The sequence below is a fragment of the Streptomyces sp. NPDC031466 genome, assembly GCF_055581265.1.
In genome coordinates, this window is the sequence record NZ_JBVIJT010000003.1 from 542,185 (window position 1) to 567,989 (window position 25,805).

Below are 25,805 nucleotides of genomic sequence, written 5' to 3' on the forward strand. Positions count from 1 at the left end.
CCCAGTGGAGACCTCCGGCATGTCTGACTCCCGTCGCTCGAATGTCACCAACCCCGTTCCGGAGCTGATCCGGGCCCAGGCGCTTCGGTCGCCGGAGGCACGCGCGGTGTGGTGCGGCTCCGAGACCCTCTCGTACGGGGAGCTGGACGCCCGGTCGAGTCGGCTGGCGCGCTATCTGCTGAGGCTCGGCGTGGTTCGGGAGGCGCGGGTGGGTCTGCGGTTGCCGCGTGGCGTTGACATGGTGGTGTCGATGCTGGCGGTGTGGAAGGCCGGGGGTGCGTACGTGCCGCTGGATCCGGAGTATCCGGCCGACCGGCTGGAGTTCATGGCGGCGGACTGCGAGTCGTCGCTGGTGATCGACGCGGAGTGGCTGGCCGGCGCGCGGGCGGCGATTGCCGCGGAACCCGCGCGATCGCTCCAGGCAGTGCTCGACCCGGATCAGTTGGCGTACGTGATCTACACCTCCGGCTCCACCGGTCGCCCGAAGGGCGTGGCCGTCCCGCATCGGGGTGTGGCGAATCTGGTCGAGGCGATGGGTCCGGTGCTGGGTGCGGGTCCTGGCGAGGTGACGTTGCAGTTCGCGTCGTTCAGCTTCGATGCTTCGGTGCTGGATGTGGCCGTCACGTTGGCGTCGGGTGGCACGTTGGCGATCGCCACCGGTGAGGAGCGCACGGATCCGCGGGCGCTGGCGGAGATGATCGATGCGGCCGGGGTGACGGTGGCGAGCGTGGTGCCGTCACTGCTGTCCGTGCTCGACCCGCAGGCTGTGCCCGGCGTACGCAACTGGGTGCTGGGCGCCGAGCGGCTGAGCGCGGGACTGGCCGCCAAGTGGCGTGCCCAGGCGGGACTGTGGAACACGTACGGCCCCACCGAGTCCACGGTGATAGCCACCGCCGTGGAGCTGCCCGCGGGTATCACCCCCGACGACCGGCCGCCGGCCATCGGCGGCCCGCTGCCCAACACTCGCGTCTTCGTGCTGGACGACTCTCTGCGCCCGGTGCTGCCGGGTGTGGTGGGTGAGGTCTATCTCGCCGGTCCGGGCCTGGCCCGCGGCTACCTGGGCCGCCGGGAGCTGACCGCGGAGCGCTTCGTCGCCAGCCCCTTCTTCGGCGGCGGGCGGATGTACCGCACCGGCGACCTCGCGAAGTGGAGCGGCGACGGGTTGGTCCACTTCCAGGGCCGCGCCGACGAGCAGGTCAAGATCCGCGGCTTCCGCATCGAACTGGGCGAGATCGAATCCGTCCTCACCGCGCATCCGGCCGTCGCGCAGGCGGTGGTGGCCGTACGGGATGACCGTCTCGCCGCGTACGTGGTCACCGACGGCGAACTCGCCTCGGCCGCCGTGCGCGAGTTCGCCGCGGCGCGTCTCCCGGAGCACATGGTCCCGGCCTCGGTGACCCTGCTGGACGGGCTGCCGCTCACCCCCAACGGCAAGGTGGACAAGGCGGCGCTGCCGGCCCCGGCCGCACGCGAGCGGGGCCGGGCCCCCGCAACGCCCGCTGAACTGCTGCTGTGCGATCTCTTCGCCGAGGTGCTGGGCGTAGGGGAGGCCGGCGCCGACGATGACTTCTTCGCGCTGGGCGGGGATTCCATCCTGTCGATGATGGTCGTATCCGGCGCTCGCCGGGCCGGTCTCGCGGTCACGACCCGGCAGGTTTTCGAGGAGCGGACCGCCGCCCGGATCGCCGCGGTCTCGGTACCCCTGGACGCTGCCGCAGCCGTCGACACAGCTGCCGGTACGGGCGAGGTGCCGCTCACTCCCGTCATGCTCGAACTCCTGGAGCGGGTGCGGCCGGCAGACCTGCCGGAGATCTTCCAGTCGGCTCTGGTCGCGACCCCGCCGGGAGTGGACACGGCAACTCTGACAGCGGCGCTGCAGTCGCTCGTGGATCACCACGACCTCCTGCGCGCACGGTTGGTGCCGGGTGCGCGGGCGCGCCTTGTGGTGCCGGAGGCGGTGCCGGGGCGGCTGTGGGTGCGCCGGGTCGATGCCGCTGTGGCGGATGCGGATGCGGAGGCGCGGGCAGCGGTGGGCCGGCTGGATCCGCTGTCCGGCGTGATGGTGCAGGCGGTGTGGTTCGACGCTGGGGTGGACGCGCCAGGGCGGCTGTTGCTGGTGGTTCATCACCTGGTGGTCGACGGGGTGTCGTGGCGGGTGCTGCTGCCGGATCTGGCGGAGGCGTGTGCGGCGCTGGGCGCGGGTCGGGAGCCGGTGCTGGCGCCGGTGGCGACGTCGTTCCGGCATTGGGCGCGGGAGCTGGAGGTGCAGGCCGGGAGTGCGGGGCGGTTGGCGGAGTTTGCTGCCTGGACCGGGATGCAGGCGGGTTCCGACCCGCTGTTGACGACGCTGCCCCTGGACCCGGCCGTGGACTTGGGCGCCAGCGTGCGGCGGGTGTCGGTGCGGGTGCCGGTGTCGGTGACGTCGGCGCTGCTGACCGGGGTGCCGGGGGCCTTCGGCGCCGGGGTCGACGAGGTGCTGCTCGCGGGGCTGGCGGCGGCGACAGGGGAGTGGGCCGACCGGGGACGGATTTCGTTCCTGGTGGACGTGGAGAGCCACGGGCGGGAGCCGTTCGGTGGCGACGGCCTTGATCTGTCGCGGACGGTCGGTTGGTTCACGGGTGTGCATCCGGTCCGGCTGGATGCCGGTGGGCCGGTGGGGGTCGGGGAAGTCGTCAAGCGGGTGAAGGAGCAGGTGCGGGGTGTGCCCGGGGACGGGCTGGGTTACGGCATGCTCCGGTATCTGAATGCGGATACGGCGGCGGGGTTGGCCGGGTTGCCGGCCGCGCAGGTCGGGTTCAACTACCTGGGCCGCTTCAGCAGCCGCTCGGACGACTGGCAGCTGCTCGGCGACGGTCTGGGAGAGGGCATCGCGAGCCGGGCGCCGGCCATGCACGCCCTTGAGGCCGAAGGCATCGTCCATGATCTCGCCGAAGGGCCGGAGCTCACGCTGACGTTGGCGTGGCCGGAGCGGCTGTTGGGCGTGGAGTCGGCGCAGTCTCTTGTTGATGCCTGGGCGGCTGCCTTGGCGGATCTGGCCGCGTACGTGGCCTCGGGTGGTGGCGGTCATACGCCGTCGGACTTCCCGTTGGTGGCGTTGGGGCAGTCGCAGGTCGAGGAGTTGGAGGCGGCGCTTCCCGGGCTGGTGGAGGTGTTGCCCGTATCGCCGCTGCAGGAGGGTCTGCTGTTCCACGCCCTGTTTGATCAGCAGGCCACGGATGTGTATGTGGAGCAGCTGGTCCTGGACCTGGCGGGCCGGTTGGACGCGGGTGTGTTGCGGGCGTCGTGGCAGACGGTGCTCGACCGGCACGGGAGCCTGCGGGCGGGCTTCCGTCAGGTGGCGGGGGTCGAGCAGCCGGTGCAGGTGATCGTCGAGGGTGTGGAGCTGCCCTGGCGCGAGGAGGATCTGACCGAACAGCCGGAGTCGGCGGAGGCGTTGGTCCTTGCCGAGCGGGTGCGGGGCTTTGATGTGGCGCGGCCGCCGCTGATCCGCGTACTGCTGATCCGGCTGGGCGCGGACCGCTGTCGCATGGTGATCACGCTGCACCACATTCTGCTGGACGGCTGGTCCCTGCCGATCCTGCTGCGAGAGGTCTGGGCCGCCTACGCGGCCGGCGGCCACGGCACCAGCCTGCCCGCCCTCACGCCGTACCGGGAGTATCTGGGCTGGCTGGCGCGCCAGGACAAGGACGCCGCGCGCGCCGCCTGGACGCAGGCCCTGTCCGGGCTCGACGAGCCGACCCTCGTGGCCTCCGCCGCCGCGGACGGCACGCCGAGTCCGACCGGCCAGACGACCTTTGCACCGGCCGCCGAACTGGCCGAGGCGCTACGCGAGTTGGCCCGCCGGTACGGCGTCACGCTGAACACCGTCGTGCAGGCCGCCTGGGCGCTGGTGGCCGGTGCCTTGACGGGACGTCGGGACGTGGTGTTCGGGGCGACGGTCGCGGGCCGGCCGGCCGAGCTGTCCGGCATGGCGGACATGCTGGGGCTGTTCATCAACACTGTTCCGGTGCGGGTGCGGTTCGATCCGGCGCGGACGGTCGCCGAACTCCTCACCGACTTGCAGGCGGAGCAGTCCGCGCTGCTGGACCACCACCATCTTGGCCTTACGGAGATCCAGCGCCTTGCGGGCCCGGGCGCGGCCTTCGACACGCTGCTGGCGTTCGAGAACTACCGGGCCGGCGAGAGCGGTCCACCGCAGCCGCTGCGGCTCACGGCCTCCGGGGTCCGCGAGTCGACCCACTTCGCGCTGACGCTGGGTGTCGACCCGATCGACGGGCTGCGGCTGCGGCTCGATCACCGGCTGGACAGCTTCGACGCGACGGCGGCCCTGGCGATCTCGGAGCGGCTGATACGGGTGCTGACCCGGATGGCGGCGGAGCCGGAGGCTCGTATCGGCACGTTGGACGCCCTCGACGAGGCGGAGCGGTCCCTGGTCGTCGACAAGTGGAACGACACGCCGCGGCCGGTGCCGGAGGACACCTGGCTGGAGCTGTTCGAGGACTGGGCGCTGCTCACGCCGAACGCGGTGGCGGTGCGCTGCGGCGCGGAGGCCCTCTCGTACGGGGAGCTGGATGACCGGTCGAACCGGCTGGCCCGCTACCTGTGTGGGCTTGGGGTGGTTCGGGAGGCGCGGGTGGGTCTGCGGTTGCCGCGGGGTGTCGACATGGTGGTGTTGATGCTGGCGGTGTGGAAGGCCGGCGGTGCCTACGTGCCGCTGGATCCCGAATACCCGGCCGATCGCCTGCAGTTCATGACGGTCGACAGTGGCGTCTCGGTGGTGATCGATGCGGACCGGCTGGCCCACGCCAGGCCGGCGATCGCCGCCGAGCCGGACACCCCTCTCGACGTCGCGGTCGAACCGGATCAGCTCGCGTACGTGATCTACACCTCCGGCTCGACCGGTCGTCCGAAGGGCGTGGCGGTCGCGCACCGGGGTGTGGTGAACCTGGCCGAGGCGATGAGGCCGGTGCTGGGTGCGGGTCCTGGCGAGGTGACGTTGCAGTTCGCGTCGTTCAGCTTCGATGCCTCGGTGCTGGACGTGGCCGCAACGCTGTCGTCCGGCGGAACCTTGGCGATCGCTGCCGGCGAGGAGCGCACGGATCCGCGGGCGCTGGCGGAGATGATCGATGCGGCCGGGGTGACGGTGGCCAGCGTGGTGCCGTCGCTGCTGTCCGTGCTCGACCCGCAGGCTGTGCCCGGCGTACGGAACTGGGTGCTGGGTGCCGAGCGGCTGACCGCCGGCCTGGCCGCCAAGTGGCGGCCCCAGGCGGGTCTCTGGAACACCTACGGCCCCACCGAGTCCACGGTGATAGCCACCGCCGTGGAGCTGCCCGCGGGTATCACCCCCGACGACCGGCCGCCGGCCATCGGCGGCCCGCTGCCCAATACCCGCGTCTTCGTGCTGGACGACTTTCTGCGCCCGGTGCTGCCGGGTGTGGTGGGTGAGGTCTATCTGGCCGGTCCGGGCCTGGCCCGCGGCTACCTGGGCCGCCGGGAGCTGACCGCGGAGCGCTTCGTCGCCAGCCCCTTCTTCGGCGGCGGGCGGATGTACCGCACCGGCGACCTGGCGAAGTGGAGCGACGACGGGCTGCTGCACTTCGAGGGCCGGGCGGATACGCAGGTGAAGATCCGCGGCTTCCGCGTGGAGCCGGGCGAGATCGAGTCGGTCATCGCGGCGCATCCGGCCGTCGCGCAGGCGGCGGTGGTGGTGCGTGCGGACCGTATCGCCGCCTATGTGACGCCCGGTGCGCAGGGCCCGGCCGACGCGACCGCGATACGGGACTTCACCGCCCGCCGGCTGCCCGCGTACATGATCCCGGTCGCGGTGACGGTGCTGGACGTGCTGCCGCTCACCCCGAACGGCAAGGTGGACAAGGCCGCTCTGCCGGCCGTCGACGCGCCGACCGGACCGGGCCGGGCGCCGGCGACGTCCGGCGAGGCGCTGCTGTGTGGGCTCTTCGCCGAGGTGCTTGGCGTGCGGGAGGCCGGTGCCGACGACGACTTCTTCGCGCTGGGCGGGGACTCGATTCTGTCGATGCTGCTGGTCTCGGCCGCTCGGCGGGCCGGCCTTGCGATCTCCTCCCGGCAAGTGTTCGAGCTGCGGACTCCGGCTGGGCTTGCACGGGTTGCGGGTGCGCTGGACAGCGGTGGTTCGGTGCCCGGCGGCGAGTCCGGCGTGGGTGCGGTGCCGCTGACGCCGGTGATGCATGAGCTGATCGAACGCGTCGGACTCGACCGGCTCCATGAGGTCGTGCAGTCCAGCTGGGTACGGACGCCGGCCGGTCTGGACTTCGAGGTGCTCGCGCGAGCGGTGCGGGCGCTGGCCGCACGGCATGACGCGCTGCGGGCACGGTTGGTGCCGGGCGCGGAGGCGCGGCTTGTGGTGCCGGAGGCGGTGCCGGGGTGGTCGTGGGTGCGTCGGGTTGATGCGGATGTCGCGGATGCGGAAGTGGAGGCGCGGACGGCGGTGGGCCGGCTGGATCCGCTGTCCGGTGTGATGGTGCAGGCAGTGTGGTTCGACGCCGGTCCGGCGACCGAGGGGCGACTGCTGCTTGTCCTCAACCACCTGGTGGTGGACACGGTGTCGTGGCGGGTGCTGCTGCCGGATCTGGTGGCGGCGTATGCGGCGCTGGCAGCCGGGGAAGAGCCGGGCCTGGAGCCGGTGGCGACGTCGTTCCGGCACTGGGCGCTGGAGTTGGAGGCGCAGGCCGGGAGTGCGGAGCGGCTGGCGGAGCTGGAGGCATGGGGTGCGATGCATTCGGTATCCGACCCGTTGCTGACGACGCTGCCGCTGGATCCGGCGCGGGATGTCGAGTCGTCGGTGCGGCGGGTGTCGGCGCGGGTGCCGGCGTCCGTGACTTCGGCGTTGCTGACCGGAGTGCCGACGGCGTTCGGTGCCAGGGTCGATGAGGTGCTGTTGGCAGGTCTGACGGCGGCGCTGGAGGAGTGGCGGCCCGAGGGTGACTCCGGGGTGCTCGTCGAGGTCGAGCGGCATGGGCGGGAGCCGTTCGGTGGCGATGGAGCGGACTTGTCGCGGACGGTCGGTTGGTTCACGGGTGTGCATCCGGTCCGGGTGCATGCCGGTGGGCCGGTGGGGGTCGGGGAAGTCGTCAAGCGGGTGAAGGAGCAGGTGCGGGGTGTGCCCGGGGACGGGCTGGGTTACGGCATGCTCCGGTATCTGAATGCGGATACGGCGGCGGGGTTGGCCGGGTTGCCGGCCGCGCAGGTCGGGTTCAACTACCTGGGCCGTTTCAACAGGCCTGCGGGAGACGGCTGGCAGCTGCTCAGTGACGATGTCGGGGGTGGCCTCGGCGGCGACTTCCCGGTGCGGCATGCGCTGGAGTTCCTGGGTGCGGTCCGTGATCTGGCGGATGGGCCGGAGCTCACGCTGACGTTGGCGTGGCCGGAGCGGCTGTTGGGCGTGGAGTCGGCGCAGTCTCTTGTTGATGCCTGGGCGGCGGCCTTGGCGGATCTGGCCGCGTACGTGGCCTCGGGTGGTGGCGGTCATACGCCGTCGGACTTCCCGTTGGTGGCGTTGGGGCAGTCGCAGGTCGAGGAGTTGGAGGCGGCGCTTCCCGGGCTGGTGGAGGTGTTGCCCGTATCGCCGCTGCAGGAGGGTCTGCTGTTCCACGCCCTGTTTGATCAGCAGGCCACGGATGTGTATGTGGAGCAGCTGGTCCTGGACCTGGCGGGCCGGTTGGATGCGGGTGTGTTGCGGGCGTCGTGGCAGACGGTGCTCGACCGGCACGGGAGCTTGCGGGCGGGCTTCCGTCAGGTGGCGGGGGTCGAGCAGCCGGTGCAGGTGATCGTCGAGGGTGTGGAGCTGCCCTGGCGCGAGGAGGATCTGACCGAACAGCCGGAGTCGGCGGAGGCGTTGGTCCTTGCCGAGCGGGTGCGGGGCTTTGATGTGGCGCGGCCGCCGCTGATCCGCGTACTGCTGATCCGGCTGGGCGCGGACCGCTGTCGCATGGTGATCACGCTGCACCACATTCTGCTGGACGGCTGGTCCCTGCCGATCCTGCTGCGAGAGGTCTGGGCCGCCTACGCGGCCGGCGGCCACGGCACCAGCCTGCCCGCCCTCACGCCGTACCGGGAGTATCTGGGCTGGCTGGCGCGCCAGGACAAGGACGCCGCGCGGGCGGCCTGGGCGCAGGCCCTGTCCGAGGCCGAGGAACCCACCCTGGTCGCCCCCACCGCCGTGGACGCCGGGGCAGCGCTGCCGCAGTCGGTGGCATGCGCGCCGGGTGCGGAGCTGAGCGAAGCGGTGCGCGACCTGGCCCGGGAGCTCGGCGTGACGGTGAACATCGTTCTGCAGGCTGCGTGGGCCATCGTGGTGGGTCAGCTGGCCCGTCGACGCGACGTGGTCTTTGGGACGACGGTCGCAGGGCGGCCGGCGGAACTGCCGGGCATGGAGACCATGCTGGGCCTCTTCATCAACACCGTGCCCGTGCGGGTGCGGCTTGAAGCGATGCAGTCGGTGGCCCAGTTGCTGACCGAACTGCAGGCGGAACAGTCGGGGTTGCTCGACCACCAGCACCTCGGTCTGACGGAGATACAGCGGCTGGCGGGGGCCGGCGCGAGCTTCGACACGCTGCTGGCGTTCGAGAACTTTCCGGGTGATCCGGATGTGCCGTCATCGCTGGAGTCCGTGGTCGTCACGGGTGCCGGGATGCGGGAGTCGACGAACTTCGCGCTGGCGCTGGGCGTGGACCCGTCCGATCTGAATCTGCGGCTCGACTACCGCCCGGACCTGTTCGACGAGGACACCGCCCGGGCGTTGACCGGCCGGCTGGTGCGGGTGCTTGAGCAGGTGGCGGCGGATCCGCAGATGCGGCTGGGTGAGATCGACGTACTCGATGCCGATGAGCGGGCGCGGGTGGTGGAGCAGTGGAATGCCACGGCGTGGCCGGTCGGGTCACCGACCGTGCCGCAGGGCTTTCAAGAGTGGGCGGTTCGGTCGCCGGAGGCGGGTGCGGTGCGCTGCGGGGCGGAGGCCGTCTCGTACGCGGAACTGGAGGCGCGGTCGAATCGGCTGGCTCGCCACCTGCGCGGGCTGGGTGTCCGGTCCGAGTCGCGGGTGGGGCTTCGGCTGCCACGGGGTGTCGACATGGTGGTGTCGATGCTGGCGGTGTGGAAGGCCGGGGGTGCGTACGTGCCGCTGGATCCGGAGTATCCGGCCGATCGCCTGGAGTTCATGGCGGTCGACAGTGGCGCGTCCGTGGTGATCGATGCCGGCCGGCTGGCTGAGGCAGAGAGCACGATTGCCGCCGAGCCTGACACATCGCTTGAGATCCCGGTGAATCCGGACCAGTTGGCGTATGTGATCTATACGTCGGGCTCGACGGGGCGCCCGAAGGGTGTGGCCGTCACGCATCGGGGTGTGGCGAATCTGGTCGAGGCGATGGCGCCGGTGCTCGGTGTCGGACCTGGCGAGGTGACGTTGCAGTTCGCGTCGTTCAGCTTCGATGCTTCGGTGCTTGACGTCGCCGCCACTCTTGCGTCGGGTGGCGCCTTGGCGATCGCTGTTGGCGAGGAGCGCACCGACCCGCAGGCGCTGGTGAAAATGATCCGTACGGCCGGGGTGACGGTGGCGAGCGTGGTGCCGTCGCTGCTGTCGGTGCTCGACCCGCAAGCAGTCCCAGGGGTACGGAACTGGGTGCTGGGTGCGGAACGGCTGACCGCCGACCTCGCCGCTCGCTGGCGGGCGCAGGCGGGGCTGTGGAACACCTATGGGCCGACCGAGGCCACCGTCATGACCACCGCCGTGGAGCTGCCCGCCGGCCTCACGTCCGATGGTGAAGCGCCGGCGATCGGCAGTCCGCTGCGCAACACCCAGGTGTACGTCCTGGACGATTTCCTGCGCCCGGTGCCGGTCGGTGTCACGGGTGAGGTGTATCTGGCCGGTCCGGGCCTGGCCCGCGGCTACCTGGGCCGCCGGGGCCTGACCGCGGAGCGGTTCGTGGCCTGCCCCTACGCAGCGGGCGTCCGCATGTACCGCACCGGCGACCTGGCGAAGTGGAGCGACGACGGGCTGCTGCACTTCCAGGGCCGCGCCGACGAACAGGTCAAGATCCGCGGCTTCCGCATCGAACTCGGCGAGATCGAATCCGTCCTCACCACCCACCCGGATGTCACTCAAGCCACCGTCATCGCCCGCGACGACCGCCTCGCCGCCTACATCGTTCCCGCCACCGGCAGCCGCCTCGACACCGTCGCCCTGTTGGACGCTGCCGCCGCCCGGCTGCCGGAGCACATGGTTCCGTCCGCCGTCGTCGTACTGGACGAGCTGCCGCTGACCCCCAACGGCAAGGTGGATCGCGCAGCCCTGCCCGCGCCCGGGAGCGCGGCCCGGGGCGGCCGGGCACCGGCGACGCCGGTTGAGGTGCTGCTGTGCGAGCTCTTTGCCGAAGTGCTGGCGCTGGAACAGGTGGGTGTCGAGGACTCGTTCTTCGAGCTGGGCGGTGACTCGATCATGTCGATGCTGCTGGTGTCGCGTGCTCGGCGGGCAGGCCTTGCGATCTCGTCCCGGCAGGTGTTCGAGCGGCGGAACCCGGCAGGCCTGGCGCGGGTTGCGGGAGCCGTGGAGAGCGGTGATGTGGTGCCGGGCGGCGAGTCCGGCGTGGGTGCGGTGCCGCTGACGCCGGTGATGCATGAGCTGATCGGACGGGTCGGCCTCGACGCGGTGGGCGGAGCCGTGCAGTCGGCAGTGGTGAGCACCCCGGCCGGACTCGACTTCGCGGTCCTCGCGCGGACGGTGCAGGTGCTGGTGGGTCACCACGACGTACTGCGGGCGCGGTTGGTGCCGGGTCCGGAGCCGCGGCTCGAGGTGCCGGAGGAGGCGCCGGAGCGGACGTGGGTACGCCGCTTCGACGCGACCGGCCTGCCGGACGACGCTCTGCGGGAATTGACCGGTGCACAGGCTCGTGCGGCCGCTGGGCGGCTGGAGCCGGCCGCCGGCGTGATGCTCGAAGCGGTGTGGTTCGACGGCGGTGCGGTGGCCGAGGGGCGACTGCTGCTCGTCTTCAACCACCTGGTGATGGACACCGTGTCGTGGCGGGTCCTGCTGTCGGATCTGGCGGAGACGTGTGCGGCGTTGGGAGCCGGTCGAGAGCCGGACCTCGAGACGACGATGACGTCATTCCGGCATTGGGCACGGGAGTTGACGGCGCAGGCCGGGAGCGTCGAGCGGCTGGCGGAGCTCGAGGCCTGGACCGCGATGACCGCGGGTCCCGACCTGGGGCTGACGGCTGGGCCGCTGGATCCGGTACGGGATGTCGAGTCGTCGGTGCGGCGGGTGTCGGTGCGGGTGCCGGTGTCGGTGACGTCGGCGCTGTTGACCGGGGTGCCGGCGGCGTTCGGAGCCAAGGCCGATGAGGTGCTGCTGGCCGGGTTGGCGGCCGCGATAGGGGAGTGGGCCGATCAGGGGCGGGCGTCGTTCCTGATCGACATCGAGCGGCATGGACGGGAGCCGTTGGCAGACGGCGTGGACCTGTCGCGGACGGTCGGCTGGTTCACCGGAGTGCATCCGGTCAGGCTGGATCCCGGCGTGGTTGACGGCGGCGCGATACGGGCCGGTCAGGCCGCCGCCGGAACGGTCCTCAAGCGGATCAAGGAGCAGGTGCGCGCCGTGCCCGGGGACGGTCTTGGCTACGGCATGCTCCGGTACCTCAACTCAGAGACGGCGCTGCCGACCGCGCAGGTCGGCTTCAACTACCTGGGCCGATTCAGCAGGCCTGCGGACGACGACTGGCGGCTGCTCGACGACGATCTCGGCGGTGGCGTCTGCGGCGACTCCCCCGTGCTGCACGCGCTGGAGTTCATGGGAGCGGTTCACGACCCGGCCGAGGGCGGTCCGGAACTCACCCTGAGCCTCTCCTGGCCGGAGCGGCTGCTGGACACGGGCGCGGCACAGGCGCTGGTTGACGGCTGGGCGGAGATGCTGGCCGGGCTTGCGGCTCATGTGGCCTCGGGTGGTGGCGGTCGCACGCCGTCGGACTTCCCGTTGGTGGCGTTGGGGCAGTCGCAGGTCGAGGAGTTGGAGGCGGCGGTTCCCGGGCTGGTGGAGGTGTTGCCCGTATCGCCGCTGCAGGAGGGTCTGCTGTTCCACGCCCTGTTTGATCAGCAGGGCCCGGATGTGTATGTGGAGCAGCTGGTCCTGGACCTGGCGGGCCGGCTGGACGCGGGTGTGTTGCGGGCGTCGTGGCAGACGGTGCTCGACCGGCATGGCAGCTTGCGGGCGGGCTTCCGTCAGGTGGCCGGGATCGAGCAACCGCTGCAGGTGATCGTCGAGGGCGTGGAGCTCCCTTGGCGCGAGGAAGACCTCACGGACGAGCCGGGGCAGGCGGCCTGGGCGCGATCCGAGCAGATCGCGGCCGAGGAGCGCGCGCGGCGATTCGAGCTGGGGGCGCCACCCTTGCTGAAGGTGCTGCTGATCAGAGTGGGCCGGGACGGCCACCGGCTGGTGCTCACCATGCACCACCTGGTGCTGGACGGCTGGTCGCTGCCGATCCTGCTGCGGGAGATGTGGGCCGCCTACGCGGCAGGCGGCAGCGGCGCCGGACTGCCCGCGGTTACGCCGTACCGGGAGTATCTGGCCTGGCTGACGCGGCAGGACAAGGACGCGGCGCGGGCGGTCTGGGGCCAGGCGCTGGCCGGGACCGAGGAACCGACCCTGGTGGCCCCCGGCCACCCGGCCCGATCGCCCGGCGAGACCGCATACATCAGTGCCGAGCTGGCGCCGCCGCTCGCGCAAGAGCTGACGCGGCTGGCCCGCGAGGCCGACGTGACCCTGAACACCGTTCTGCAGGCCGCCTGGGCGCTGCTGGTCGGCGGCCTCACGGGCCGCCGGGACGTGGTCTTCGGAGCCACCGTGGCGGGGCGCCCGGCGGAGCTGCCGGGCATGGAGGACATGCTGGGGCTGTTCATCAACACGGTCCCGGTGCGGGTGCGTTACGAGGCCACGCGGACCGTCGCGGAGCTGCTCGCCGACCTGCAGGCGGAGCAGACCGCGCTCCTTGACCACCAGCATCTCGGCCTTACGGAGATCCAGCGGCTGGCCGGTCCGGGCGCGAGCTTCGACACGCTGCTGGCATTCGAGAACTTCCCCGGTGATCCGGAGGTGCCGGCCGCCCTCGACTCCGTCCGGCTGACGGGCGCGGGGATGCGGGAGTCGACCAACTTCGTACTGGCACTCGGGGTGGACGCGTCCGAGCTGAAGCTTCGGCTCGACTACCGCCACGACCTGTTCGATGAGCGGGAGGCCGAGCAGATCGTACGCCGGCTGGTGCGGGTCCTTGAGCAGGTGGCGGCGGATCCGCGGGTGCGGGTGAGCGAGATCGACTTGCTCGGTGCGGATGAGCGGGCGCGGGTGGTGGAGGAGTGGAACGCCACCGCGCGGCCGGTCGGGTCGCTGACCGTGCCGGAACGATTCCAGGAGTGGGCGGTTCGGGCTCCGGATGCGATCGCGGTGCGGTGTGGCGCCGAGACCCTCTCGTACGGGGAGCTGGAGGCGCGGTCGAGTCGGCTGGCCCGGTACTTGCGCGGGCTGGGTGTCCGGTCCGAGTCGCGGGTGGGTCTGCGGTTGCCGCGTGGTGTCGACATGGTGGTGTCGATGCTGGCGGTGTGGAAGGCCGGGGGTGCGTACGTGCCGCTGGATCCGGAGTATCCGGCCGACCGGCTGGAGTTCATGGCGGCGGACTGCGAGTCGTCGCTGGTGATCGACGCGGAGTGGCTGGCCGGCGCGCGGGCGGTGATTGCCGCGGAACCCGCGCGATCGCTCCAGGCAGTGCTCGACCCGGATCAGTTGGCGTACGTGATCTACACCTCCGGCTCCACCGGTCGCCCGAAGGGCGTGGCCGTCCCGCACCGGGGTGTGGCGAATCTGGTCGAGGCGATGGGTCCGGTGCTGGGTGCGGGTCCAGGCGAGGTGACGTTGCAGTTCGCGTCGTTCAGCTTCGATGCTTCGGTCCTGGACGTCGCCGTGACCCTGGCGTCGGGTGGCACGTTGGCGATCGCCACCGGTGAGGAGCGCACGGATCCGCGGGCGCTGGCGGAGATGATCGATGCGGCCGGGGTGACGGTGGCGAGCGTGGTGCCGTCGCTGCTGTCCGTGCTCGACCCGCAAGCAGTCCCAGGGGTACGGAACTGGGTGCTGGGTGCGGAACGGCTGACCGCCGGCCTGGCTGCCAAGTGGCGGGCGCGGGCCGGGTTGTGGAACACCTATGGGCCGACTGAGGCCACCGTGATGACCACGGCCGTGGAGCTGCCCGCCGGCCTCACGTCCGATGGTGAAGCGCCGGCGATCGGCAGTCCGCTGCGCAACACCCAGGCGTACGTCCTGGACGATTTCCTGCGCCCGGTGCCGATCGGTGCCACCGGCGAGGTCTATCTCGCCGGTCCGGGCCTGGCCCGCGGTTACCTGGGCCGCCGGGACCTGACCGCGGAGCGCTTTGTGGCCTGCCCCTACGCAGCGGGCGTCCGCATGTACCGCACCGGTGACCTGGCGAGGTGGAGCGACGACGGGCTGCTGCACTTCCAGGGCCGCGCCGACGAACAGGTCAAGATCCGCGGCTTCCGCATCGAACTCGGCGAGATCGAATCCGTCCTCACCACCCACCCGGATATCGCTCAGGCCACGGTCATCGCCCGCGACGACCGCCTCGCCGCTTACGTCGTATCCGCGACCGAGTCGGATCCCGCAGCCATCCGCGAGTTCGCCGTCACCCGCCTTCCCGATCACATGGTCCCGACCACCATCACTGTCCTGGACGAGCTGCCGCTCACCCCCAACGGCAAGATCGACAGAGCCGCCCTCCCCACCCCCGAAGCGACCACCGGCCACGGCCGCGCACCATCCACCCCCACCGAAGACCTCCTCTGCACCCTCTTCGCTCAGGTCCTGGGGATCGACCAGGTAGGAGCGGACGACTCGTTCTTCGAGCTCGGCGGCGATTCGATCATGTCGATGCAGCTGGCCTCGCAGGCGCGGCGGGCAGGCTGGGTGCTGTCTCCGCGGCAGGTGTTCGAGGAGCGCACCCCGGCCGGCCTGGCACGGGTCGTGGCCTCGGACCGTGCGGCGGAGCCGGCGGCCGGGGACGAGCCGGAGGTGACCGGCGTGGGGGAGGTCGCCTTCACCCCGGTGATGTGGTCGCTCGGTGAGTCCGTGGCGGGCGCCGGGGCCGCGCAGTGGATGGTCGTCGGCGCACCCGCCCAGCTGGATCTGGCGGCGCTGACCGCCGGGTTCGCCACCGTTCTTGATACGCACGACATGCTCCGCGCCCGGCTGGTGGCCGCCGAGTCGAAGCTCGTGGTGCCGGAGCCGGGCTCGACCGACGTGCCGGCGCTCGTGTCCCGCGTCGATGCCACCGGTGTCGAGGACTCCGCCGGGCTGAGCGAACTGGCCCGGGTCGAGGCGCAGTCCGCGGTCCGCCGGCTGGATCCTGCCGCCGGTGTGATGGCGCAGGTGGTGTGGTTCGACGCCGGACCGGAGCGGGTGGGCCGCCTGCTGGTCGTCGTCCATCACCTCGCGGTGGACGGGGTGTCATGGCGCATCCTGCTGCCGGATCTACGGGCCGCCTGCGAGGCAGCGGCCGCCGGCCGGGAGCCGTCCCTGGAGCCGGTGGGTACGTCCTTCCGCCGCTGGTCGCAGCTGCTGGGCGCCGAGGCCGTCAGCGAGCACCGGGCGGCGGAACTCCCCGTCTGGAAGGCGCTGCTCGCCGCCGACGAGCCGGTGCTGGGGCGGCGGCCGCTGGATCCCGTACGGGACACGGTGGCGGGCCTGCGCCGCGAGGAGTGGATTGTGCCCGCCGCCACGGCGACGACGCTCGTCTCCCGCACCGCCGCCGTCTTCCACTGCGGCGTGCACGAGGTGCTGCTCGCGACGCTGACCGGCGCGGTGGCGCGGTGGCGGCCGGAGTACGCCGCCGGGGTGCTCGTCGACATCGAGGGGCATGGCCGGGAGGCCGGCGACGGCGTGGATCTGTCGCGCACCGTCGGCTGGTTCACCAGCGTGCACCCGGTCCGGGTGGCGTCCGGCGGCGTGGACCTCGCCGACGCGCGGTCCGGTGGCCCGGCCGCGGGCGCCCTGCTGAAGGCCGTGAAGGAGCAGGCCCATGCCAAGGTCGGGGACGGCCTCGGCTACCAGCTCCTGCGCCACCTCAACCCCGAGACCGCGCCCGTGCTCGCCGAGCTGCCCGTACCGCAGATCGGCTTCAACTACCTCGGGCGCTTCACCGCCGGGCCCGACTCGGGCGAACCGGCCGCCTGGGAGCCGGCCGGCGCGACCGGTCCGGGCGGTGCCGCCGACCCGCAGGCTCCGGCCGCCCATGTGCTGGACGCGGGCGCGGTCGTCCGGGACACCGCGCACGGGCCCGAGCTGACCCTGTCCCTGACCTGGGCAGGCGGCCTGCTCGACGACACCGACGGCGCGGAGCTCGGCCGTCAGTGGCTGGCGCTGCTCACCGGACTCGCCGAACACACCAGCAGCGACCCGGCGGCCGGCGGCCACACCCCCGCCGACTTCCCCCTCCTGTCCTTGACCCAGCGCGGCGTCCAGGAGCTGGAGCGGGCGGTCCCGGACCTGGCCGACGTATGGCCGCTGTCCCCGCTGCAGGAAGGGCTGCTCTTCCACGCCGCCTTTGCCGGCGAAGGGCCCGACGTCTACGCAGGACAGCGCGCCCTGCTGCTCGACGGCCCGCTGGACGCGGCGCGGCTGCGCGGCGCGTGGCAGCCGTTGCTGGACCGGCACCCCCTCCTGCGGGCGAGTTTTCACCAGGGTGTCTCCGACGAGACAGCGGTGCAGGTCATCGCCGATGACGTCGCACTGCCGTGGCGCGCGGCCGATGTGTCCGGCCTGCCGGAGGCGCAGGCGCGCGCGAAGATCGGCCGGCTGTGCGCCGCGGAGATGGCGGAGCGGTTCGACCTGACCAGGGCGCCGCTGTTGCGTGTATTGCTGATCCGGCTCGGCGAGCGGCGGCATCGCATGGTGGTGACCACTCATCACGTCGTGGTCGACGGCTGGTCGCTGCCGGTCCTCTTCGGCGAACTGGCCGCGTTGTACGAGGCGGCGGTCGGCGAGCGGCGGGCGGCGCTGCCGCCGGCGACGTCCTACCGGGAGTACCTGGCCTGGCTCGGCCGACAGGACCGGTCGGCCGCGCGGGCCGCCTGGCGGGCGGAGCTGGCCGGCGCCGACGAGCCCTCCCGCGTCGCGCCCGAGCGGTCGGCCGCGGCGGCCGCCCGTCCGGTCCCGCTGGAGTTCGAGTGCTCCGCCGAACTGACCCGTGACCTCACCGGACTCGCCCGCACTCACGGCCTGACGATGAACACGATCGTGCAGGGCGCCTGGGCGCTGCTGCTGGCCCGGCTCATCGGGCGCGACGATGTGGTGTTCGGCAGCACGGTGGCCGGCCGGCCCGCCGAGGTGCCGGGAGCGGACGCCTCGGTCGGGCTGTTCATCAACACCCTCCCGGTACGAGCCCGGCTGGACCCCGCCCAGCCGGCTGTGGACCTGCTCGCGGACCTGCAGCGGCGCCAGGTCGCCCTGATGGGTCATCAGCACCTGGGCCTGGCGGAGATACAGAAACTCGCCGGTCCCGGGGCCGAGTTCGACACGCTGGTGGTCTACGAGAACTACCCGCGCACCGCGGCCGACGAGAGCCCGGTGGAAGGCCTCTCGCTGCGGCCGGACGGCAAGTCGCAGGACGCGAGTCACTACACCCTCGCGCTCATCATGGCGCCCGGCGATCGGCTGGCAGGAGAGGTGGTCTACCGTCCGGACCTCTGCACGCGCGACTGGGCGGCGGAGAACCGGACCGCTCTGCAGCGGGTGCTGGAGCAGCTGGCGTCCGACGCCACCGTGCCGGTGGGCCGGATCGGCATCCTCGGCGCGGCCGGGGAGGCGCGGGTGCTGCGGGAATGGAACGACACCGACACCGCCGCGCCGGTGACCGCCGCCCCGCTGCCCGAGCTGCTCGCCCGCCAGGTGCGGCGGACTCCGGACGCGGCGGCGCTGAGCTCCCTATCGCACGAGCCGGCCCAGTCGCACGGGGGCGAGCCGTCGCACGGGCACGAGCGGACCATGACCTATGGCGAGCTGCAGGACGAGGCCGGCCGGCTGGCCCGGCGGCTGATCGCCGCCGGCGTCGGGCCGGAGGTCCGGGTGGCGCTGCTTGCGGAGCGCACGGTGCCCGCCGTGGTGGCGCTGCTTGCGGTGTCGATGGCGGGCGGCGTCTTCGTACCGGTGGACCCGGCCTATCCGCGGCAACGGCTGGAATTCATGCTGCGGGACGCCGATCCGGCGCTGGTGCTCTGCTCCACCGCGGTGCGCGGCGTGCTGCCGGACGAGTTCGCGGCGCGGGCGCTGGTCCTCGACGAGCCGGCCGTGGCCGCGGCGGTGGCGAACCAGGCACCCGGGTCGATCACGGACGCGGAGCGGCGCGCACCGCTGCGGCCGGAGCATGCGGCCTACGTCATCTACACCTCGGGCTCCACCGGCCGTCCCAAGGGCGTGGTGGTCTCGCACGCCGGGCTTGCGAACCTGGCGCAGGCGCAGATCGAGCGGTTCGCCGTGCACCCGGACGCCCGGGTGCTGCAGTTCGCCTCGCTGAGCTTCGACGCGGCCGTATCCGAGCTGTGCATGGCGCTGCTGTCCGGCGCCACGCTGGTGGTGGCCGGCGCCGAACACCTGCCGCCGCAGCTGCCGGTGGCCGAGACGCTGGCACGGACCCGGACCACGCACGTAACCCTGCCGCCCAGCCTGCTGGCGGTGGCGGAGACCCTGCCGGACACGGTGCAGACCGTGACGGTGGCCGGCGAGGCCTGCCCGGCGGCGGTCGCGGACCGCTGGTCCTCCGGGCGGCGCCTGGTGAACGCCTACGGGCCGACGGAGGCGACGGTGTGCGCGGCCATGAGCCCGCCACTGACGCCGGGCGCCGACGGCACCGTGCCGATCGGGCGGCCGATGGCGAACACCCGGGCCTTTGTACTCGACGGCTTCCTGCAACCGGTGCCCGCCGGGATAACGGGCGAGCTCTACTTGGCCGGCCCGGGCCTGGCCCGCGGCTACGCCGGGCGGCCGGGGCTGACGGCGGAGCGGTTTGTGGCCTGCCCGTACGTCGAGAGCGGGCGGATGTACCGGTCGGGCGACCGGGCGCAGTGGACCGCCGAGGGCCAACTGCTCTTCCAGGGCCGGGCGGACGAGCAGCTGAAAATCCGCGGCTTCCGCATCGAACCGGGCGAGGTGGAGTCGGCCCTCGCCGCGCATCCGGGGGTCGCCCAGGCGCTGGTGGCGGCGGACGGCGAGCGGCTGGTCGGGTACGTCGTCCGTACCGCGGGCGGGGAGGTGGACGGCGACGCCGTCAGGGAGTCCGCGGCCGCTCGGTTGCCCGAGTACATGGTCCCGGCCGCCGTCGTGGTCCTTGACGAGCTGCCGCTCACGCCCAACGGCAAGGTCGACAAGGCGGCGCTGCCCGCGCCCGATGTCGTACGTGAGGCGAGCCGCGCGCCGTCGTCGCCGGTGGAGGAGGCGCTGTGCGACCTGTTCGCCGAGGTGCTCGGCGCGGGGGAGGTCGGGGTGGATGACGACTTCTTCCAGCTCGGCGGCGATTCGATCATGTCGATGCAGCTGGCGTCGCGGGTTCGGCGGGCGGGCTGGGTGGTGTCGCCGCGGCAGGTCTTCGAGGAGCGGACTCCGGCCGGTCTGGCGCGAGTTGTCGCCGCGGCGGACGGTGGGGTGTCGGCGGTGGACGTGTCAGGGGTGGGGGAGATCGCCTTCACCCCGGTGATGCGGTCGCTCGGGGAGGCCGTCAGGCGGCCGGGCTTCGCGCAGTGGATGGTCGTAGGTGCGCCCCCGACGCTGGATCTGGAGACGCTGACCGCCGGCGTGGCCGCCGTGCTGGACGCACACGACATGCTCCGGGCGCGGCTGGTGGCCGGCGAGTCCCGTCTGGTGGTGCCGGAGCCGGGCTCGACCGACGCCGCCGGGCTCGTATCGCGGGTGGCCGCGGTCGGCGCGGCGGATGCTGAACTCGGAGAGCTGGTACGGGCGCAGGCCCGGGCGGCCGTCGAACGGCTGGATCCGGGCGCCGGGGTGATGGCGCAGGTGGTGTGGCTCGACGCCGGCTGTGAGCGGGTGGGCCGGCTGGTGATCGTCGCGCATCACCTCGCGGTGGACGGGGTGTCATGGCGCATCCTGCTGCCGGATCTACGGGCCGCCTGCGAGGCAGCGGCCGCCGGCCGGGAGCCCGCGGTGGACGGGAGTGGCACGTCGTTCCGCCGCTGGTCGCAGCTGCTGGCCGCCGAGGCCGTCAGCGAGGAGCGGACGGCGGAGCTGCCCGGCTGGAAGGCGCTGCTGACCGCTGACCAGCCGCTCATGGGGCGGCGGCCGCTGGATCCCGTACGGGACACGGTGGCGGGCCTGCGCCGTGAGGAGTGGGTCGTGCCCGCTGTCGTGGCCGAGACGCTCGTCTCCCGGACCCCGGCCGTCTTCCACTGCGGCGTGCACGAGGTGCTGCTCGCGGCGCTGGCCGGGGCGGTTGCGCTGTGGCGGCCGGAGTACGCCACCGGCGTCCTCGTCGACATCGAGGGCCATGGCCGCGAGGCGCACGGCGACGGGGTGGATCTCTCGCGCACGGTCGGCTGGTTCACCGGTGTACATCCGGTACGGGTCGCCGCTGGTGACGCGGATCTCGGCGAGGCGCAGGCGGGCGGTCCGGCGGCGGGCGCTCTGCTGAAGGCGGTCAAGGAACAGCTCCAGCGGGTTCCGGGCGACGGCCTCGGCCACGGGCTGCTCCGCCACCTGAACGTGCGCACCGCACCGGAGCTGGCCGTGCTGCCCGCACCGCAGATCGGCTTCAACTACCTGGGCAGGTTCCCCGTCGGGTCCGGCACCGGTGAACCGGCCGCCTGGGAGCCGGCCGGCGAGACGGGCCCGGGCGGCGCCGCCGACCCGCAGGCCCCGGTCACCCATGCGCTGGCAGCGGGCGCGATCATCCAGGATGCCCCGTACGGACCCGAACTGACCCTGTCCCTGGCCTGGCCCGGCGCCCTCCTTGACCACGCGCAGGGTGCGGAACTCGGCCGCCACTGGCTGGCGCTCCTCACCGGACTCGCCACCCACACGGACGGCGACCCAGCCGCCGGCGGCCACACCCCCTCCGACTTCCCCCTGCTCGAGCTCGCCCAGGACGAGGTCGAGGAGTTCGAAGCACTGGCGGCAGAACGCGAAGGAGAAGACCCGCAGTGAAGACGCCCAAGGGAAACGCGCTCGCCGAGGTCTGGCCGCTCTCGCCGCTGCAGGAAGGCCTGCTCTTCCACACCTCCTTCGACGGCGAAGGCCCGGACATCTACGCCCTGCAGACGGTGATCTCGATAGCCGGGCCGCTCGACCCGGCCCGCTTCCGGGCCTCCTGGCAGGCGCTCCTCGACCGGCACGCGGCACTGCGGGCGAGCTTCCACGAGCGGAAGTCGGGCGCGCCGGTCCAGCTCATCGCCCGTACGGTGCAACTCCCCTGGCAGGAGACCGACCTGTCCGGCCTGGCGGAGGCCGAGCGGACGGCCAGGGCCGCGGAACTCACCGCACAGGAGCACGCGAAGCGGCTGGACCTGGCGGCCGCTCCGCTGCTCCGGCTGCTGCTGATCCGGCTCGCCGACCGTCAGCATCAGCTGGTGCTCACGACCCACCACATCCTGATGGACGGCTGGTCGATGCCGGTGCTGCTCAACGAGCTGGCCACGGTGTACGCGGCCGGCGGCGACACCCGGACACTGCCCCCGGTGACCGGCTACCGGGACTACCTGGCCTGGCTGAACCGCCAGGACAAGGCGGCGGCACGAGCCGCCTGGCAGGCCGAACTGACCGGCGCGGAGGAACCGACGCTGGTGACGGCCGCCGACCGGAAGCGGACCGCGGTACTGCCGCAGGAATGCCGCCTCGACCTTTCCCGGCCCGCCACTCGCGCCCTCTCGGAGCTGGCCCGAACCCACGGCCTGACCGTCAACACAGTGGTGCAGGGTGCCTGGGCACTGGTGCTCGCGCGGCTGGCCCGCCGCCCCGACGTCGTCTTCGGCGCCACTGTGGCGGGCCGGCCGGCGGAACTGCCCGGGGCGGAGTCAATGGTCGGACTGCTCATCAACACCCTTCCGGTACGGGTCCGCCTGCGCCCCGAACTCCCGTTCCTTGAACTGCTCACCGGACTGCAGCAGCGCCAGTCCGAGCTGATGGCACACCAGCACCTCGGCCTGGCGGAGATCCAGCGCGCGGCCGGACCGGGCGCGGGCTTCGACACGCTGGTCGTGTACGAGAGCTTCCCCAGGGCCCCGGAACCGCGGGAAGACCACACCGAGACCTACATCATCTCCGGCGGCGAGACCCGCCAGGCCACGAACTACCCCCTCACCGTAGGGGTGACCCCGCACGACCGGCTGCGGATCGAGCTGGCCTACCGGCCTGATCTGTTCGAGCGGACGGAGGCCGAGCGCATCGCCGCCCGGCTGGTGCGGGTCCTGGAGCAGGTGGCGGCGGATCCGCGGGTGCGGGTGAGCGAGATCGACTTGCTCGGTGCGGATGAGCGGGCGCGGGTGGTGGAGGAGTGGAATGCCACCGCGCGGCCGGTGGGGTCGGAGCCGGTGGTGGAGCGCTCACGGGCGTGGGCGGTTCGGACTCCGGATGCGGTCGCGGTGCGGTGCGGGGCGGAGGCCGTCTCGTACGGGGAGCTGGAGGCGCGGTCGAATCGGCTGGCCCGCTACTTGTGGGGGCTGGGTGTCCGGCCCGAGTCGCGGGTGGGTCTGCGACTGCCGCGTGGTGTCGACATGGTCGTGTCGATGCTGGCGGTCTGGAAGGCCGGGGGTGCGTACGTGCCGCTGGACCCGGACCATCCGGCCGACCGGCTGGAGTTCATGACCACCGACAGTGGCGCGTCCATGGTGATCGATGCAGCTGTGCTGGCCGAGGCTCGGGCAGCCATCGCCGCGGAGTCCGGCCTGCCGCTGGATGTGCCGCTGATCGCGGATCAGTTGGCGTATGTGATCTATACGTCGGGTTCGACGGGGCGCCCGAAGGGTGTGGCGGTCGCGCATAGGGGTGTGGCGAATCTGGTCGAGGCGATGGGGCCGGTGCTCGGTGCCGGGCCTGGCGAGGTGACGTTGCAGTTCGCGTCGTTCAGCTTCGACGCCTCGGTCCTGGACGTCGCCGTGACCCTGGCTGCGGGTGGCACGTTGGCGATCGCCACCGGCGAGGAGCGGACCGATCCGGTGGCGCTGGCCGCAATGATCCGGAAAAGCGGCGTGACGGTCGCGAGCGTGGTGCCGTCCCTGCTCGGCGTCCTGGACCCGCAGGCTGTGCCTGGCGTACGGAACTGGGTGCTGGGTGCGGAACGGCTGACCGTCGGCCTGGCTGCCAAGTGGCGGGCGCGGGCCGGGTTGTGGAACACCTATGGGCCGACTGAGGCCACCGTGATGACCACGGCCGTGGAGCTGCCCGCCGGCCTCACGTCCGATGGTGGAGCGCCGGCGATCGGCAGTCCGCTGCGCAACACCCAGGCGTACGTCCTGGACGATTTCCTGCGCCCGGTGCCGGTCGGTGTCACGGGTGAGGTGTATCTGGCCGGTCCGGGCCTGGCGCGCGGTTACCTGGGCCGCCGCGACCTGACCGCGGAGCGCTTTGTGGCCTGCCCGTACGCCGACGGCGTCCGCATGTACCGCACCGGTGACCTGGCGAGGTGGAGCGGCGACGGGCTGCTGCACTTCCAGGGCCGCGCCGACGAGCAGGTCAAGATCCGCGGCTTCCGCATCGAACTCGGCGAGATCGAATCCGTCCTCACCACCCACCCCGGCATCACCCAGGCCACCGTCATCGCCCGCGACGACCGCCTCGCCGCCTACACCGTGTCCGCGCCCGAGCTGGACCCTGTCGCCATCCGGGAGTTCGCCGCCACCCGCCTCCCCGACCACATGGTCCCGGCCACCATCACCGCCCTGGAGACCCTCCCCCTCACCCCCAACGGCAAGATCGACAAGGCGTCGCTGCCCGCCCCCGACATCGCGCACGCGCCGAGTCGCGCGCCGTCAACGCCTGTCGAGGAACTCCTGTGCACCTTGTTCGCCGAGGTCCTTGGCGCGGCCGAGGTCGGGGTCGACGACGACTTCTTCCAGCTCGGCGGCGATTCGATCATGTCGATGCAGCTGGCGTCGCGGGTACGCCGCGCCGGCTGGGTGGTATCGCCGCGGCAGGTCTTCGAGGAGCGAACCCCGGCCGGCCTGGCGGGAGTCGTCGCCGCGACTGGCAGTACGGCATACGCGGCGGACGCGTCCGGCGTGGGTGAGATCGCCTTCACTCCGGTGATGCGGTCGCTCGGCAACGCCGTCACAAGGGCCGGCTTCGCGCAGTGGATGGTCGTCGGCGCACCCCCGAGGCTGTGTCTGGCGGCGCTGACCGCCGGGTTCGCCGCCGTGCTTGCCGCCCACGACATGCTCCGCGCCCGGCTGGTGGCGGCCGAGTCGAAGCTCGTGGTGCCGGAGCCGGGCTCGATCGCCGTACCGGCGCTCGTATCGCGCGTGGACGCCGCAACCGTGCCGGTGGGGGCGGTGGACGCGCTCGTGGCCGCCGAGGCCGAGGCGGCCGTCGAACGGCTGGATCCTGCCGCCGGTGTGATGGCGCAGGTGGTGTGGCTCGACGCCGGACCGGAGCGGGTGGGCCGCCTGCTGGTCGTCGTCCATCACCTCGCGGTGGACGGGGTGTCATGGCGCATCCTGCTGCCGGATCTACGGGCCGCCTGCGAGGCAGCGGCCGCCGGCCGGGAGCCGTCCCTGGAGCCGGTGGGTACGTCCTTCCGCCGCTGGTCGCAGCTGCTGGCCGCCGAGGCCGTCAGCGAGCACCGGACGGCGGAACTCCCCGCCTGGAAGCAGCTCCTCGCCGACAAAGAGCCGCTCCTTGGACGGCGCCCCCTGGATCCCGCGCAGGACACCGAGCGGACCACGTTCCGGCGGCGCTGGCTGGTACCCGCCGCCGTGGCCGAGACGCTCGTCTCGCGCACCCCGGCCGTCTTCCACTGCGGAGTGCGCGAGGTGCTGCTCGCGGCGCTGGCGGGGTCGGTGGCGCAGTGGCGGCCGGAGTACGCAAACGGCGTGCTCGTCGACGTCGAGGGGCACGGCCGGGAGCAGTTGCACGACGGCGTCGATCTGTCGCGGACCGTGGGCTGGTTCGCCAGTACGCGCCCCGTACGGCTGCGCGTCGGCACCACCGGCGTGGACCGGGCGCGGACGGGCGGGCCGGCCGCGGGCGCGTTGCTCAAGGCGGTGAAGGAGCAGGCCAAGGCCGCGACCGGGGACGGGCTCGGCGTTGAGCTGCTGCGCCACCTGAACCCCGCGACCGCACCCGTACTCGCCGAACTGCCCGCCCCGCAGATCGGCTTCAACTACCTCGGCCGCTTCCCCTCCGGCGACTCCAGCGGACCCCCCGCCGCCTGGGAGCCGGCCGGCGAGTCGACGCTCGGCGGCGCGGCCCCCCCGGACATGCCGGCACGGCACGCACTGGAGGTCGGGGCCCTGGTCCATGACACCCCGGGCGGACCGGAGCTGTCGCTGTCGCTGGCCTGGCCCAGCGGGCTGCTGTCTGCGGCCGACGCCGACCGGCTGGGGCTCGGCTGGCTGGACCTGCTGGCGGGACTGGCCGCCCACACCACGGCCGACCCGGCCGCCGGCGGCCACACCCCCTCCGACTTTCCCCTGCTCGACCTCGCTCAGGACGAGGTCGACGATCTCGAGTCCGCATTCGCCGACGACCGCGCGTAAGTCACTCGACCCAGGCAACTGTG

General features: G+C 72.5%; 2 protein-coding genes. Both read left to right on the forward strand.

Annotated elements, in window-relative coordinates:
- Positions 1-19 precede the first annotated feature (19 nt).
- The gene (locus tag ACZ5GP_RS08375; RefSeq protein WP_468750038.1) at positions 20-21,238 is read left to right on the forward strand and encodes a non-ribosomal peptide synthase/polyketide synthase; all 21,219 of its coding nucleotides are present in this window, start codon (positions 20-22) and stop codon (positions 21,236-21,238) included.
- The gene (locus ACZ5GP_RS08380) at positions 21,235-25,782 is read left to right on the forward strand and encodes an amino acid adenylation domain-containing protein (RefSeq protein ID WP_468750039.1); all 4,548 of its coding nucleotides are present in this window, start codon (positions 21,235-21,237) and stop codon (positions 25,780-25,782) included. The genes ACZ5GP_RS08375 and ACZ5GP_RS08380 overlap by 4 nt, the downstream gene beginning before the upstream one ends.
- Positions 25,783-25,805 lie beyond the last annotated feature (23 nt).

Coding starts and splice junctions, on each gene's coding strand:
- ACZ5GP_RS08375 (WP_468750038.1), top strand. CDS start 20: ATGTCTGACTCCCGTCGCTCGAATGTCACCAACCCCGTTCCGGAGCTG.